Annotated in this window: 13 protein-coding genes; 8 read left to right on the forward strand and 5 right to left on the reverse strand. The window is 44.0% G+C overall.

The window, feature by feature from the left end:
* Nucleotides 1-15: 15 nt before the first annotated feature.
* Together HDC92_RS04110 and HDC92_RS04115 are read right to left on the reverse strand one after the other, a co-directional pair.
* Nucleotides 16-1,332, reverse strand: coding sequence for a TolC family protein (locus HDC92_RS04110; protein WP_183872519.1), 1,317 nt, complete (start codon nucleotides 1,330-1,332; stop codon nucleotides 16-18).
* The gene (locus tag HDC92_RS04115) at nucleotides 1,322-1,948 is read right to left on the reverse strand and encodes a TetR/AcrR family transcriptional regulator (RefSeq protein WP_015810057.1); all 627 of its coding nucleotides are present in this window, start codon (nucleotides 1,946-1,948) and stop codon (nucleotides 1,322-1,324) included. The genes HDC92_RS04110 and HDC92_RS04115 overlap by 11 nt, the downstream gene beginning before the upstream one ends.
* A gap of 166 nt (nucleotides 1,949-2,114) precedes the next feature.
* Between HDC92_RS04115 and HDC92_RS04120 the strand changes: the two genes are divergently transcribed.
* From HDC92_RS04120 to HDC92_RS04130, 3 genes are read left to right on the forward strand one after another with little or no spacing between them, the layout of a single operon-like run.
* A complete protein-coding gene (locus tag HDC92_RS04120) occupies nucleotides 2,115-3,920 on the forward strand; it encodes a glycoside hydrolase family 9 protein (RefSeq protein WP_255484449.1) in 1,806 nt (601 codons plus the stop codon).
* Nucleotides 3,921-3,960: 40 nt separating this feature from the next.
* A complete protein-coding gene (locus tag HDC92_RS04125) occupies nucleotides 3,961-4,143 on the forward strand; it encodes a hypothetical protein (protein ID WP_015810055.1) in 183 nt (60 codons plus the stop codon).
* Nucleotides 4,144-4,175: 32 nt separating this feature from the next.
* Nucleotides 4,176-4,730, forward strand: coding sequence for a DUF2911 domain-containing protein (locus HDC92_RS04130; RefSeq protein WP_183872523.1), 555 nt, complete (start codon nucleotides 4,176-4,178; stop codon nucleotides 4,728-4,730).
* A gap of 16 nt (nucleotides 4,731-4,746) precedes the next feature.
* Here HDC92_RS04130 and HDC92_RS04135 read toward each other — a convergent pair whose 3' ends face one another.
* Nucleotides 4,747-5,070, reverse strand: a complete 324-nt coding sequence (locus HDC92_RS04135) for a DMT family transporter (protein WP_183872525.1) — start codon at nucleotides 5,068-5,070, stop codon at nucleotides 4,747-4,749.
* A gap of 106 nt (nucleotides 5,071-5,176) precedes the next feature.
* Here HDC92_RS04135 and HDC92_RS04140 point away from each other — a divergent pair, with 106 nt between their 5' ends.
* Nucleotides 5,177-5,746, forward strand: a complete 570-nt coding sequence (locus HDC92_RS04140; RefSeq protein WP_183872527.1) for a Crp/Fnr family transcriptional regulator — start codon at nucleotides 5,177-5,179, stop codon at nucleotides 5,744-5,746.
* A gap of 31 nt (nucleotides 5,747-5,777) precedes the next feature.
* On the opposite strand, the gene HDC92_RS04145 is transcribed toward HDC92_RS04140, so the two are convergent.
* Nucleotides 5,778-6,281 (reverse strand): DinB family protein, encoded by a 504-nt coding sequence (locus HDC92_RS04145; protein ID WP_183872529.1) that lies wholly within the window; start codon nucleotides 6,279-6,281, stop codon nucleotides 5,778-5,780.
* Nucleotides 6,259-7,476 (reverse strand): sensor histidine kinase, encoded by a 1,218-nt coding sequence (locus tag HDC92_RS04150; RefSeq protein WP_015810050.1) that lies wholly within the window; start codon nucleotides 7,474-7,476, stop codon nucleotides 6,259-6,261. The genes HDC92_RS04145 and HDC92_RS04150 overlap by 23 nt, the downstream gene beginning before the upstream one ends.
* A 309-nt stretch (nucleotides 7,477-7,785) precedes the next feature.
* Between HDC92_RS04150 and gltX the strand changes: the two genes are divergently transcribed.
* The 4 genes from gltX (at nucleotide 7,786) to HDC92_RS04170 (ending at nucleotide 15,035) form a co-directional block, all read left to right on the forward strand.
* Nucleotides 7,786-9,294 carry a glutamate--tRNA ligase gene (gene gltX, locus HDC92_RS04155; protein ID WP_183872531.1) on the forward strand — a complete coding sequence of 503 codons (1,509 nt, stop codon included), beginning with the start codon at nucleotides 7,786-7,788 and terminating at the stop codon, nucleotides 9,292-9,294.
* A gap of 69 nt (nucleotides 9,295-9,363) precedes the next feature.
* Nucleotides 9,364-10,203: a neutral zinc metallopeptidase gene (locus tag HDC92_RS04160; protein ID WP_015810048.1), complete on the forward strand. Its 840-nt coding sequence runs from the start codon at nucleotides 9,364-9,366 to the stop codon at nucleotides 10,201-10,203.
* Nucleotides 10,204-10,308: 105 nt separating this feature from the next.
* The gene (locus tag HDC92_RS04165; protein WP_183872533.1) at nucleotides 10,309-11,433 is read left to right on the forward strand and encodes a hybrid sensor histidine kinase/response regulator; all 1,125 of its coding nucleotides are present in this window, start codon (nucleotides 10,309-10,311) and stop codon (nucleotides 11,431-11,433) included.
* A gap of 11 nt (nucleotides 11,434-11,444) precedes the next feature.
* Nucleotides 11,445-15,035 (forward strand): response regulator, encoded by a 3,591-nt coding sequence (locus HDC92_RS04170; RefSeq protein ID WP_183872535.1) that lies wholly within the window; start codon nucleotides 11,445-11,447, stop codon nucleotides 15,033-15,035.
* Nucleotides 15,036-15,042 lie beyond the last annotated feature (7 nt).

The following is a 15,042-nucleotide window of genomic DNA, read 5'->3' on the forward strand; positions in this document are numbered from 1 at the left end:
GATTTGTTTTGGTGTTTATTGAGAAATTTTTCCGGTAGATTTTAGTAAAGTATAATAAGCCAGACCTGCATCGGCTTTAGCCAGTTCGAGGTTAATTTTAGCCTGATAAAGCAGGGTTTCGGCATCAATCCTGTCTATTGCCGAAGCGACATTGTTTTTATATTTTGAGGCCAGCAATTTGTCGTTTTCTGTAGCCTGGGCAATGGATGTTTCCAGTACCCTGATCTTATTTAGGGCCAGCTGGTAGCGCTGGTAATTGCTGTTGATCTCTGTTTTAACCTGGTCAGAAAGGATGTCTTTTTGTAGCTCTACCTCTTTTTGCTGAATTCTGGCATCAGTTACCTTGTGTTTGTTGGTCCACAGGTTACCAATATTCCAGGAGATGTTGGCCCCCAGGGTTACCGGCATAATGTACTGGTCTGTTGGCGGCACAAATTTGCCACTCGGGTTAATGTAATAGAGGTTAGCGCCTACCCCAACAGTAGGAAGGGTATTGGCTTTTACCGACTTGATATTGACATCGGCCACCTTGTTTTGAAGGTCCAGCTGTCTGAGTTCCTGTCTGCTGCCCAAGGCGAGGTCGATGTAACTGTTTAAAGGCCCGATGGCTTTTGCTGCGGCATCCGGATCGGCAATTTCGATCTGCGTATTTTCGTTTAATCCGAGTAAAATATCCAGGTTGTAGTTAATGATCTTGCGGTTGTTTTCTGCCTCCATATCGGTTAGCGAGATATTTGCCTGTTGCAGCTGGAACCTCAATACATCATTTTTGGTTACAATTCCCTGTTCAAAAAAGCGCTGCGCCTGTTTAAGCTGACTGTCGATAGACTCCAGGTTTTGTGCAATAACTTTTTTGCTTTGCATCACTTTAAACAAGGAATAATAGGTGTTGATGACAGCGTAGCTGATCTCTTCTTTGTTTTTATCCGCATCCAGGCGCGCCACATCGGAAAGCAGCCGGGTAGATTCTTCGGCATATTTCAATTTTCCGCCGCCATAAACCAGCTCTTCAACAGCAGCAGTACCGATAAAGGCATCTGCGCGCTTGGGCAGATGGATCGGGTTGCCGCCGCCAATGCTTAAGGTGTTGGTGGGGATTTCGGCATGGTTGTACAAAAACGATGCCTTTGCGCTTGGTAAAGCATTGTCTTTAACCATGTTTAACTGCGCAATGGCCTGCTCTACTTTATTTTGCGATAGTTTTAGATTTTTGCTGTTCTCTATCCCAAGGGCGATAGCCTCCTGCAAGCTTAATTTTTTTATGTCCTGGGCGTAGAGGATTCCCGGGATAATAAATGTTAAGAAGCTTAATCTGATTGATTTATGTATCATTTTTTGGTGTTAAATACGTGATGATGAGGTCTTTTAAATGGGTAATCAACCGTGCTGTGATCACTTTACGGTCTTCTTCGTTGTTGATGTCGAGCGTTGTTCCTGAAGTAATTTTAGACGGAGAGATGGCTACATTGCTGATGGTGCCCATTAAGGTAGCGATCAGCATCCTGACATCTACCTGCCGGAAACTTCCATCGGCAATGCCTTCATTAATAATCCTTTCGATGACAAACAAATTCTCGGCCATGGAGTTTTTTATTTTAAAAAACATTTCAGGGCGGTGTGGTAAAGAGAGTTCCCTGTGCATCATTTTATGCAGGCCATGATTGCAGAGGATCCTTGAGGCATAGCCTTCAATTACTTTAAGTAATTTTTCCATGCCCGATAACCTGTCCTGGGTAATGCTGGTGAGCTGGGTGTTAAAATCGGCTATCCTTTTGCTCATGATCTCCATGAATACCCCTTCCTTTGAGCCAAAGTAGTAATTGATCATGGCCATGTTGGCACCGGCCTCTTTTGCAATGTGACGTGTAGAAGTTGCCTCATAACCGAGTTCGGCAAACAGCTTTTCTGCTGCTTCCAGGATATTGGCCTTCTTGTCTATTTTTTCCATTTGAAAATTTGTACTGACAAAATTAATCAATCGATTGATTAATTTAATAATTGCTCAGGATATTTTAAATAATTGACCAAAAGCTGACAAGTGTTTGCTATTTTTAATGTGCGCCAAGATTTGGGGCGATGAGGACCATTGTGGGTGGAAATATAAATTTAAGCTGATGAGAACTAATGTAATCAAGTTTTGTGCAGTATACGCTGGCCTGTTATTGCTTTCCTTTCGGGCCGACATTAAGTCGCCTGAAACCAGGGCTGCCTGGCTGCGGATCAATCTGCTAGGCTATCAGCCGCAAGCCATAAAAGTGGCTGTTTGGGTAAGTCAGGATGAAACTGAGCTGCCGCAAAAGTTTGAAATTATAGAAAAGGAAAGCGGAAAAGTAGTCTATACCTCTGGAAACATTAAGCTTTTTGGTGCTTACGGACCTTTTAAAAGATCGGCCAGGTTAAACTTTAGTGATTTTACCCTTCCGGGACGCTACTTTATCAAAGCAGGAAGTGTGCAATCTCCTGAACTGATCATTGACAAGCATGTTTATAACCATACTGCCGATTTTGCCCTGAGGTATATGCGCCAGCAGCGAAGCGGGTATAACCCCTATCTGAAAGACAGCTGCCATACCCGGGATGGTTATACGATGTACGGGCCAATGCCCGACAGTACACATATAGATGTTAGCGGAGGCTGGCATGATGCCTCTGATTACCTGCAATATGCCACCACATCGGCCAATGCTACTTATCATTTGCTGGCCGCTTATCGCGATTTTCCAGGTGTTTTTACAGACCAGTACCTTGCCAATGGCCTTGAAGGTAAAAATGGCCGGGCAGACATACTGGATGAAGCCAGCTGGGGATTGCAGTGGTTACTGAAAATGCACCCTCGTAAGGATTGGATGTTTAATCAGATTGCAGACGACAGGGACCACCAGGGCTTGCGGCTGCCTACAAAAGACAATGTAGATTATGGGAAAGGAAGCGAGAGACCGGTTTATTTTGCCAATGGGAAACCGCAGGGCCTGGGTAAATATAAGAACAGGGCAACCGGAACGGCTTCAGTTGCCGGTAAATTTAGCAGCGCCTTTGCCTTGGGGCAGCGATTATTTAAGGGAACAGACGCAGCATATGCCAAATTGCTGGGTGAAAAAGCCAGATCTGCCTATGCTTTTGGCTTAAAACAACCCGGGGTGCAGCAAACAGCGCCAAACCGGGCCCCATATTTTTATGAAGAGGACAATTGGACGGATGATATGGAACTGGCTGCGGCAGAATTGTACCAGACTTTTGGGGGGAAAAAATATTTTCAGCAGGCAGTGCATTATGCCAGTAAAGAGCCGGTGACCCCTTGGATGGGTGCCGACACTGCCAGGCATTATCAGTGGTACCCTTTCCATAATTTTGGGCATTATGAAATTGCAAAGGTAAAGCAGCAGGGAATTTCGGAACAGGCAACCGGTTATTACAGGGCGGGCCTGGAAAAGGTTTGGGACAAGGCCAGGAACAATGCTTTTTACAGAGGCGTCCCTTTTATCTGGTGTTCCAACAATTTGACGGCTTCTTTTGCCATTCAGGGATATCTGTATGGAAAGCTGAGCGGCGACCCGCAGTTTGAGGAGCTGGTACAGGCCAATTTTGACTGGCTTTTTGGTTGCAACCCATGGGGCACCAGTATGGTATACGGCTTACCTGCCTGGGGCGATACGCCCAAAGACCCCCATTCGGCACTAACGCACCTGTATCAATATCCTGTTGACGGAGGCCTGGTTGATGGCCCCGTGTATGGGAGTATTTATAAAAACCTGATTGGTATTAAACTGGTACAGCCGGATGAATATGCAGGATTTCAATCCGGTTTGGTGGTTTACCATGATGATTTCGGTGATTACAGCACAAATGAGCCCACAATGGACGGTACAGCTTCGCTGATCTATTTACTGGCTGCTTTTGATAGCAGGACGAGCGGGAAATAAAAAAATAATTCAATATCTTTGAGGCCTAAGAATTCATAAGATGATTAAAGAAGAGAACAACAACACTTTTGATTGGGTTTATTACGTTTTAGGCCTGTTTTTTGGTATTTTAACTGCTGCAATTATATCGGGTAGCTTTGGCTGGTCTATCCTTGGAGGAGTTATAGGATTTATATTCGGTGCTGTTTTCTTAAACGGTATTGTTAAAGGACGTCAGTACTAGTTAATACTTATTACATTAAAGGGATTGGTTTGATGAAAAGATTAAGTTTATTCGCAATACTTGCGATCTTTGCCTTAGCTGTTTACGGACAGGAACCTAAATTTGCACCTGTAGATGCCAGCCCCGCTGATATTGTATACTATTCTTTAAACGCGGCCAAAGTAAAAGACGGTTCTACGCCCCTGATCAAACTGATCTATTCCAGGCCTTCCAAGAAAGGAAGGGAAATTTTTGGTGTGCTGGAGCAGTTTGACAAGGTATGGCGTGTAGGTGCAAATGAATGTACAGAGATCAGGTTTTACACCCGGGCCAGCATTGGGGGCAAATCTATAAAAGCAGGTACTTATAGCCTGTTTGCCATCCCTGCCCGGGATAAATGGACGCTGATCATCAACAGACAAACGGATCGCTGGGGCGCTTTTAGCTACAACCAGGACCAGGATGTGGTACGGGTTGAAGTGCCGGTTAAAACACTGGACAAACCGGTCGAGGTTTTGTCTGTCACCTTTACAGCCCAGCCACAAGGGGCCAATATGGTATTGGCCTGGGACCGTACGCAGGTTGAACTTCCTATTGCTATAAAGTAATACTTAAACGGCAACCTTAATGGCTGCCGGCAATGAACTTTAAGCCTAAAATAGAGCCAATCAGCGTTGCAATAAAAAAGATCCTCCAAAAATTAACCGGTTCCTCAAAAAAGAGGATACCAACAAGTACAGTGCCTACTGCACCTATGCCTGTCCAAACGGCATAAGCAGTACCCATAGGTAATGTTTGTATGGCTTTGTTTAACAATAAAAAACTAAGGGAGATGCAAACAAAAAATGCAGCACTCCATTTTATATTGCTAAAATTGTTTGACAGCTTTAAGCAGGTGGTAAAACCAACTTCAAAAAGACCTGCAATAACTAAAATGATCCAACTCATAATCTAAATATTTTCTGCAAAAATACCCCGAATTAAACAGGAAGTTTTTTACAAATGTTAAAAAATAAGGCTTCCGGTATTTTATCTTTACAAAAACAACCTGCACTTGCAAAATATCCTAAAAAAAATAAAAAGCATTTATCCCTTAAAAGAACAGCAACTAAATCAATTGCTGGAGCTGATGGAAAAGATAGAATTGCCCAAAGGCCGGCTGGTTATTCATACAGGTCGTGTCGAAAAGTCGGTTTTTTTTATTGAAAAGGGAATTGCCCGGGCTTTTTGTGAGGGCCCTGAAAGCCAGATCACCTTTTGGTTTGGGATGGAGGGAGACCTGTTGTTTTCTTACAACAGCTACATCAATGGGTTGCCGGGCTATGAGAGTATAGAGTTGCTGGAAAACAGTACATTATATGAAATCAAGACAGCAGCACTGGAAGTTCTTTTTCAACAGGATGCTGCATTTGCGAACTGGGGAAGGAAGCTTGCCGAGCTGGAACTGATCAAATCGGAAGCTTGTTTTATAGGGCGGCTCTTTAAAACGGCATCCGAACGTTATGCTGACCTTTTGCGCGACAACCCGGCACTGATCCAAAGGATCCAGCTGGGATATATTGCTTCTTACCTTGGAGTAACCCAGGTAACTTTAAGCAGGATCAGGGCAGAGCTCAGGGCCTAAGCATTTTCCGATGTGAAACCGGTAATCCGGCTTAGAGGTAGCGGCTTTTAATGATTTGGGTATGGTGGATGATATGACCTGCAATGACGAAAAGTAAGGCCCTTACCGTAATCTGTCTTTCAGCGGCTGTTCCGCTCCTGTTCAGTTCAGGCTCCGTCAAAGAACCAAAGAGGTACAGACCCGATTTCCTTAACAAAGCGAATTCTTCCGAAAAACTCAACAGGCTCCTGTCCTTAAAATGCGCATTGGCTACATAATCATCTTCTTCAAATCCGGGAAGCGCATGGTTTTCGGCACGTGCGAAACAAGTCAGACGGTAAGTAAGGATCCGTTCCGTATCAATAATATGGCCAATGAGCTCCTTAATGGTCCATTTTCCAGGGGCATAGGCGTAATCTGCTTTTTCGACCAGACTGTTTATAAAATCCGGGAAATCTGAAGCCTGTTTTTTAAGGACTTCCAATACATCCCCTTCTACCAGGCTGATGTATTTTTCACCCCATGCGGGATACTCATGTATTTGAGGTCGGTTCATAGGTAATGCTACTTTTTAAAATGATACGAAAGGTTGTGCCTTTGCCCAGTTCGGAATCTTTGACAAAGATCTGTCCGTTGTGGTAATTTTCAATGATCCGTTTGGTAAGCGAGAGGCCCAGTCCCCAGCCACGTTTTCGTGTGGTATAACCAGGCTGAAATACAGCATCAAACTTTGAGCGTGCAATGCCTTTGCCGGTATCGGTCACGTCTATGAATACTTCCTCCTTGGTTAAGTTTTCTATGATGTTAATGGTAATGTTGCCTTCGTTCTCGATGGCATTGGCGGCATTTTTAAGCAGGTTTTCTATAACCCAGTCGAAAAGCGGAACATTGAGCAAAGCGCGTACCTGCTCATCGCCAATAATGCTGAACACGATCTTGTCTGAGGTGCGGAGTTTAAAATACTCCATGAAATTATAAATCACGGTATACACCACATGGTCTTCCACAATGGGTTTGGAGCCGATTTTGGAAAAACGGTCGGTAATCACTTCGAGCCGTTTGATGTCGTTTTCCATTTCGGCAATTAAGGGGTCATCTTCTGCATCGAAGCGCGACTTGATCAGTTCAACCCAGGCCATGAGTGATGAGATGGGCGTGCCCAGCTGATGTGCGGTTTCTTTGGCCATCCCTACCCATACCTGGTCCTGTTCTGCTTTGCGGGCCGAACTGAAAGCAATATATGCTGTAAGTAAAAACAGGCCGATTACGGCAAGCTGGATGTAAGGGAAATATCGGAGCTGGGTTAAGGTTGCGGAGTCTTTATGATAAATATACCACCGCGTATCATCGCCCCCTAAAATGGGGGTTGCGGGGTGTTGCTTCTTCATTTTCCTGAGTTCCCTGGCAAAATAAGCAGGGTCGTAATTGACGTTGGCCTTTTTTTCCAGATCGTAATTGGTCTTGGTAGAATCAAGCCCCTGGTAACTGATGATGTCCCCTTTCGAATCCGTCATGATGACGGGCAGTTTGGTATTTGTTCTGATCAGGTCGATCAGACCGGTATAACGGTCGTCGTCGTACATAGCCAGGGTTTGTTCAGTTACCTTTACATACAGCTGGAACTGAAGCTGCTCTTCCCTTTCCATTTTTTTAACAAAGAAATCGCTGTAAAAGACAGAAGCTGTGCCTATAACAATGGCAAAGATCAGTAAGAAGAATTTCCAGCGGCGCTTTTTCTCGTACGGGTTCATAGATTATAAGGGCAAATTACAAAATAGCATTTAAAAATGCAGGATTAAGCAATTAAATAATCGGGCAATAGGTGTAAAGCACCTGCAAAGCAGAAAAAGGCTGACATGCTATTTACTTTATTTTGGTAATTACTGGTTTTTAACCTGCTTGAGCAAGAGGATAGCAAGAGAATAGCAAGAGGAAAGCAGGAGAAAAGCAAGACAAATATACAACCGTACTGATACTAAACAGCCTGCTTTTTTAATGTTGGAACACATCAGATCAATGGGCTGGCAAACGCGTAAAAAATATATCTTTGCAGAAGTAATATGGAAAAGAAAGTAAGAGTAAGATTTGCCCCCAGCCCAACAGGGGGATTGCATTTGGGTGGTGTACGCACTGCTTTATTCAATTATCTGTTTGCCAAAAAACACAATGGCACATTTATTTTACGGGTTGAGGATACAGACCAGACCCGTTTTGTAGCCGGTGCGGAAGAATACATTACTTCCTGCCTGGATTGGTGTGGCTTAACTCCCGACGAAAGTCCGGAACAAGGTGGGGCGTTCGGGCCTTATCGCCAAAGCGAAAGAAAATCTACTTATAAACAATACGCAGATCAGCTGATTGCAGATGGCTATGCTTATTATGCTTTTGATACTCCTGAAGAACTGGAGGCAAAGCGCAAAGCGGTGCCGAATTTTACCTATGGCCTGGCCAACAGGTTGGAAATGAGGAATTCCCTGAGCCTGACAGCAGAAGAGGTAAATGTGCTGCTTGCAAATCATACCCCTTATGTGGTACGGATTAAAATGCCTGCGGACGAACTGGTTTCTTTTACAGACCTGATAAGAGGATATGTTAGTTTTGATACCAATTTAGTTGACGACAAAGTTTTACTGAAGGCAGATGGTATGCCGACCTATCATCTGGCGGTTGTGGCAGACGACAGGGCAATGGAGATCAGCCATGTTTTCAGGGGTGAAGAATGGCTCCCATCGGCACCCATCCATATTTTATTGTGGCGGTATTTAGGCTGGGAGACTGAAATGCCGCAATGGGTGCACCTGCCCCTGATCTTAAAGCCGGATGGTAATGGTAAATTAAGCAAAAGGGATGGCGACAGGCTGGGCTTTCCGGTATATGCACAAAACTGGACAGACCCCAAAACAGGCGATCTGACTAGAGGCTTTAAGGAACTTGGCTTTATGCCGGAAGCATTTGTTAACCTGCTGGCCATGCAGGGCTGGAATGATGGAACAGACCAGGAGTTGTTCACTTTAGCGGAATTGATTGATAAATTTTCTGTGGAGCGGATCAGCAAGGCCGGGGCTAAATTTGATTTTGAGAAAGCAAAATGGTATAACCACGAATGGATCAAAAATGCGACAGCAAAAAAGCTGCTCCCTTTTGTGAAAGATTCCTTTACTGCCGAGGGCATGGTGCTGAATGATGATGTAAGATTGGAACAGGTCATTGACCTAATTAAAGATCGCTGTAATCTGCTAACTGATTTTGTACCACAAAGCAGCTATTTTTTTATTGCACCCGAAGTTTATGACCTGGCTTCGGTGAAGCCAAAATGGACACCGGAAAAGGCGGCTTTTTTTGAAGCTTATACCCTGGACGTAAAAGATGGACCGGCTGCAGCGGAACTGGAAGAAAAGTTTAAAGAACTTGCCGGAGCGCATAATTTTAAACCGGGAGAACTGATGCTCCCTTTAAGGATTATGCTGGTAGGCGGAAAATTTGGACCTGGGGTTTTTGATATTGCAGTAAACCTTGGCGCAGCAGAAACCATCAAAAGAATCCATAAAGCGATAGCCGCGTTTAATTAATCTGCATTTTCTTTTATTTTTGGTATAACAATTGTCGCAATTTTTATAAACAAAACTAAAAAAATTGATATGCAGTGGTTCGGTAAAGGAAGTGGTAATATTGACGACAGAAGAGGCATGAGCGGAGGCGCAAAACTCGGGGGTGGTGTTGGTATTATCATTATTGTTTTAGGTTTACTTTTTGGTAAAGACCTTACAGGAGTAGTTAGTCAGTTGCCTGTTGGAGAGGTAACACAAACAGAGGGCAAGACCGGCGATCCTACGGACGCAGAGGGTAAATTTGTTGACGGCGTGCTGGAGTCGACCAACCAGGTTTGGGAAAAGCAGTTTGAAACCATGGGTCAGCAATATGAAAAACCCAGGATGGTGCTGTTTTCCAATATGGTACAATCCGCCTGTGGAAATGCGAGTTCGGCTGTAGGCCCTTTTTACTGTCCCGCAGACCATAAAGTATACATAGATCTAACATTTTATCAGGATTTAAAGGACCGTTTTGGTGCCGCAGGAGATTTTGCTCAGGCCTATGTGATTGCACATGAGGTTGGGCATCATGTACAGAACCTGCTGGGGATTTCTGACAAACTTCAGCAGGCCAGGGGCCGTGTAAGTGAAAAGGAGTACAACCGCCTGTCTGTTAAACTGGAATTACAGGCAGATTTTTTTGCAGGGCTTTGGGCCCATCAGGCACAGAATTTAAAAGATTTTAAACTGGAAGAAGGCGATATTGAAGAGGCTTTGACGGCTGCCAATGCCATTGGCGACGATAAGCTTCAGAAACAGGCACAGGGAGAGGTGGTGCCAGATGCATTTACCCATGGTACATCGGCACAACGGATGTACTGGTTTAAAAAAGGCTTTGATACCGGAGACATAAGGCAGGGTGATACCTTTAATTCCAGTAGTCTGTGATGTTTCTGCAACAAAATGGTTATATATAAGTTTAAACTTATAAACTTGTATAAATTAATGTTTAACAATTACACAAGATGCTAAAAGCCTTATTTATTTTTAATAATGATATTAATAGTAGATGATACCCCCGAGAACCTGATTTCATTAAAGAAGGTTCTGGAGAGACATAACTTTGAAGTTGATACTGCATCATCAGGCGAAGAAGCCTTAAAAAAAGTACTTAAAAATGAATATGTACTGATCATTCTGGATGTTCAGATGCCCGGAATGGATGGCTTTGAGGTAGCAGAAGCAATTTCTGGCTATAGCAAGGCGAAAGAAACAGCGATCATCTTTTTATCTGCAGCAAATACAGAGCTTAAATTTATTACCAAGGGCTATTCATCAGGTGGACTGGATTACATTACCAAGCCTGTAGATATGGGGGTTTTACTGTTAAAAGTGAAAACATTTTACCGGATTTATGAACAGAGCCGGAAACTGATAGAAATACAAAAAGCCTTGCTGGATGAAATTGAGTTCAGAAAAATGGCAGAAAGGAAAAAGGATGAATTTATCAGCATTGCGAGCCACGAATTAAAAACCCCGCTTACCAGTGTTAAAGGTTATGTGCAGTTGCTGGGCAGGAGCGTAGATAAGGGAGATATCCCTACGGTAAAAAAACACCTGGCCAAGGCGCAGGTACAGCTGGAAAAGTTAAATGAGCTGATTGCAGATTTGCTGGACATTTCAAAAATAGAAAGCGGAAAATTAAAGTTCAACAAAAAGTATTTTGTACTTGATGCCTTGCTTGACGGGGTATTGGAAGTGATTCATCAGGCGAACCCGACCTTCAACATCGTCAGAAAGGGGAATGCCCCACAAGAAATTTATGCAGATGAAATGCGCATTGAACAGGTAATTGTTAATTTTTTAACCAATGCCATAAAATATTCGCCGGGAACAAATGAGATAGAAGTTAATGTGAAGGTGGGAGAAGGCCAATTGTACCTTGGTGTCCGTGATTTTGGGATAGGTATAGCACCTGAACTACAAAAAAATGTATTTGAGAAATTTTATAGGGTAGAAGAAACAGCAATTCATTTTCAGGGGCTGGGTATAGGCTTATATATTTCGGCCGAAATTATTAACAGGCATGGAGGAGAGGTAGGGGTGAAGAGCAAGCCCGGAGAGGGATCGGAGTTTTATTTTACCCTGCCGTTAAATGCTGTTCCTGAAGCAGATTAAAAAGGAATTTTATGAGTAAAAGAACGATTAAAAATAATCTGAGGATCGGTTTGGGGCTATCCCTGCTGATCCTGTTTATCACTTCCCTGGCTTCTTATTTAAGTATAAAGAACCTGATCGGCAGTGCCGACCTTGTGCAGCACAGCAATGATGTGATGACCAATCTGGATGGGGTGATCTCGGTATTGAAAGATGCAGAAACCGGGCAGCGGGGCTACCTGCTTACAGGAGATAAAGACTTTCTGGAGCCCTATAACGGAGCCGAACAGCAAGCAATTGCTTTGCTGGATGAGGTAGCTGCTGAAACCAAAGACAATCCGGTTCAGCAAAGGAACGTAAAAAAATTGCGGGAGGTGATTACAGGCAGGTTGCAGATATTAAAAAAAACAGTGGCGATAAAAAGCAGGGGTGGAAATGTAAGTGTTGGGGAGCTGATCAATGGTAAGACCTATATGGATTCGGCCCGCGATCTCATCAGGGTAATGCAGGCCGAAGAGAAAAGATTGCTGGAGCTCAGGACTGCCGATTTGAACAAGCTGGCAGGTTATACGCCTTCATTGATTGTGCTGGCCGCTTTTTTAGCTATTCTGATTACTTTCTTTTTTTACCGGAAAGTTTCGGCTGATTTTAATACCCGGACAAGGTTGCAGCAGGAGCTACAGGATAAAAATGATGAAATAGACAACAGGATAGAGGTGATACAAGGCATTGCGGCTCAGATCTCGAGCGGTGATTACCGGATCAGGCTTGATGAGGAGGAAAAAGATGGGCTGGGCAGTCTGGCCGGATCATTAAATGCCATGGCTGAGTCTTTGCAGTACTCTTTTTCTTTGCTGGCAGATAAAGAGTGGTTACAATCGGGGATCGCTACCCTGAATGATAAAATGGTGGGAGAAAAAAGCGTAAAAGAGCTTACTCACGATATTCTGGAAAGTATTGCGGGGCTTACCCATAGTCAGGTAGGGGCATTTTATCTGCTTGAAGAGGATGAAAGGCTATATCTTACCGGGGGATATGCACTGATGGAAGACCAGAAAAAGAAAAGTCTGAGCCTGGGTGAGGGTTTAATCGGACAGGTTGCACAATCGGGCAGGCAAATCTTAATCAACGATATTGCTGAAGATGGGCTGACGATCAGCTATGCGACCGGCCATACCAAGCCACGCAATGTGGTTGCTGTTCCGGTTTTTAGAGATGGGGTGGTTGTTGGGGCAATGGAGTTTGGCGCTTTACAAAGTTATACCCCTTTGCAGCTCGACTTTTTAAACAGCATTTCAACCAATATTGGTATTGCCATCCATGTTTCCCAGAACCGTAAGAAGTTGCAGGAGTTTTTGGAGGAAACACAGGCACAGGCCGAAGAATTACAGGCGCAGCATAGAGAGCTGGAAGGCCTGAATGCGGAACTGGAAGCACAAACCCAAAGGATCCAGACTTCGGAAGAAGAATTAAGGGTACAGCAGGAGGAACTTTTACAAAGCAACCAGGAACTGGAAGAGCGAACAAGTTTACTGGAAGAAAAGAACCAGCTGATACAGGAGCGGAACCTGGATATACAGCACAAGGCCGAACAGCTGGAACAGAGTACCAAGTACAAGTCGGAATTCCTGGCCAATATGTCGCACGAGCTCCGCACGCCATTAAATTCCATCCTGTTGCTGTCGAAGCTGATGTCTGAAAACAAGGAACTGGATAAGGAATATATTGAATATGCGGAGGTGATACAAAGCTCCGGACAGGGACTTCTGGGCCTGATTGATGAAATCCTTGACCTGTCTAAAATTGAGGCGGGTAAAATGAAGCTGGAATTTACTGATGTCAATATTACAGAGGTGGCAACAGATATGCGTTCGCTGTTTAGTCCGCTTGCAAAAAATAAAAACCTGGATCTGGTGATTGATGTTGAAAGTGATATTTCAGGGATCAATACGGACAGGATGAGGCTGGAGCAGATTTTAAAAAACCTGCTATCCAATGCGATTAAGTTCACCTCAACAGGAAAAGTTGCTTTAACAGTGAAGCAGGACGATGCTGGTAAGGCCATTTTATTTAAAGTGACAGATACCGGTATTGGTATTCCGCTGGATAAACAGGGACTGATCTTTGAGGCTTTTCAGCAGGCGGATGGATCAACGCGCCGTAAATTTGGCGGAACTGGTCTGGGCCTGTCCATCAGCAGGGAGCTATCCAAGCTTTTGGGGGGCGAGATAGAGCTGACAAGCAAGGAAAATGTAGGCAGTGAGTTTACCCTTGCTTTACCGGTAGACCGGAAGACAATTGTGCAGGTTGAGACAGGGCAGGATGTTATAGCCTCGCCCCTTTATATAGACCGAGGAGAACTTGTTGCAGCAGAGCGGTTTACTGTAGATCATATTCCGCAGGAGATTGAGGATGACCGGAACGACATTAAGCCGGATGACAGGGTAATCCTGATTATTGAAGACGACACTAATTTTGCAAAAACACTGCTGCGCTTTACGCGTAAGCGGAATTATAAAGGTATCGTTGCGGTCCGGGGAGATGCAGGAATAGAGCTGGCCAATCATTACCGGCCATTGGCTATACTGCTGGATATACAACTTCCTGTAAAGGATGGCTGGCAGGTGATGGAGGAATTGAAATCTAACCCTTTGACAAGGCCAATACCTGTTCACATCATGTCTTCCCTGGAAGTAAAAAAAGAGAGTTTGTTGAAGGGGGCTGTCGATTTTATCAATAAACCTGTTGCTCTGGAACAGATGCAGCAGATTTTTCAAAAGCTGGAGCTGGCCTTGAGCCGCCATCCTAAAAAGGTGCTGATCGTTGAGGAAAATAAGCAGCATGCAGAGGCTTTGAGTTATTTCCTGAGCAATTACAACATTCAGACAGAGGTAGCAGACAATGTAACACAAAGCATTGGCGCATTAAACAAACAGGAAGTAGACTGTGTGATCCTGGATATGGGTATTCCTGACAAGAGTGCTTATGAAACCCTGGATACCATAAAGAAAAGCAAGGGGCTGGAAAACCTGCCCATTATTATTTTTACCGGTAAAAACCTTTCGAAAGGAGAGGAAAGCCGCATCAAGCAATATGCAGATTCTATTGTTGTAAAAACAGCACATTCTTATCAGCGTATCCTGGATGAGGCGGCCTTGTTTCTTCACCTGGTAGAAGAGAAAGAAGGTGATGGGAAACAGAAAAAAACGCCATCTGAGAAGCTTGGCGGTTTATATGAAGTACTGCACCATAAAACCGTGTTGATTGCCGATGACGATGTGCGCAATATCTTTTCCCTTACCAAAGCGCTGGAACAGCATAAAATGAAAGTACTGGCTGCGACAGACGGTAAAGAGGCACTGCAAACGCTTAAAGACAACCCTTTGGTGGATATTGTGCTGATGGATATGATGATGCCTGAAATGGACGGATATGAGACTACAAAGGAAATCAGAAAGATTGCAGCATACAAACAATTGCCTGTTTTGGCTGTTACAGCAAAAGCAATGATGGGCGACAGGGAGAAATGTATTGCTGCCGGAGCTTCAGATTATATTTCCAAACCGGTTGACATTGATCAGCTGATCTCATTGCTAAGGGTGTGGCTTTACGATAGGGTGTAATTTAGTA

This window comes from Pedobacter sp. AK017 (assembly GCF_014200825.1).
Taxonomy (GTDB): Bacteria; Bacteroidota; Bacteroidia; order Sphingobacteriales; family Sphingobacteriaceae; genus Pedobacter; species Pedobacter heparinus.

Bases quoted from the DNA above. Each gene is read 5' to 3' on its own strand.
- HDC92_RS04110 (WP_183872519.1), bottom strand. From the start codon at position 1,332: ATGATACATAAATCAATCAGATTAAGCTTCTTAACATTTATTATCCCG.
- HDC92_RS04115 (WP_015810057.1), bottom strand. From the start codon at position 1,948: ATGGAAAAAATAGACAAGAAGGCCAATATCCTGGAAGCAGCAGAAAAG.
- HDC92_RS04120 (WP_255484449.1), top strand. From the start codon at position 2,115: ATGAGAACTAATGTAATCAAGTTTTGTGCAGTATACGCTGGCCTGTTA.
- HDC92_RS04125 (WP_015810055.1), top strand. From the start codon at position 3,961: ATGATTAAAGAAGAGAACAACAACACTTTTGATTGGGTTTATTACGTT.
- HDC92_RS04130 (WP_183872523.1), top strand. From the start codon at position 4,176: ATGAAAAGATTAAGTTTATTCGCAATACTTGCGATCTTTGCCTTAGCT.
- HDC92_RS04135 (WP_183872525.1), bottom strand. From the start codon at position 5,070: ATGAGTTGGATCATTTTAGTTATTGCAGGTCTTTTTGAAGTTGGTTTT.
- HDC92_RS04145 (WP_183872529.1), bottom strand. From the start codon at position 6,281: ATGAACCGACCTCAAATACATGAGTATCCCGCATGGGGTGAAAAATAC.
- HDC92_RS04150 (WP_015810050.1), bottom strand. From the start codon at position 7,476: ATGAACCCGTACGAGAAAAAGCGCCGCTGGAAATTCTTCTTACTGATC.
- gltX (WP_183872531.1), top strand. From the start codon at position 7,786: ATGGAAAAGAAAGTAAGAGTAAGATTTGCCCCCAGCCCAACAGGGGGA.
- HDC92_RS04160 (WP_015810048.1), top strand. From the start codon at position 9,364: ATGCAGTGGTTCGGTAAAGGAAGTGGTAATATTGACGACAGAAGAGGC.
- HDC92_RS04165 (WP_183872533.1), top strand. From the start codon at position 10,309: ATGATATTAATAGTAGATGATACCCCCGAGAACCTGATTTCATTAAAG.
- HDC92_RS04170 (WP_183872535.1), top strand. From the start codon at position 11,445: ATGAGTAAAAGAACGATTAAAAATAATCTGAGGATCGGTTTGGGGCTA.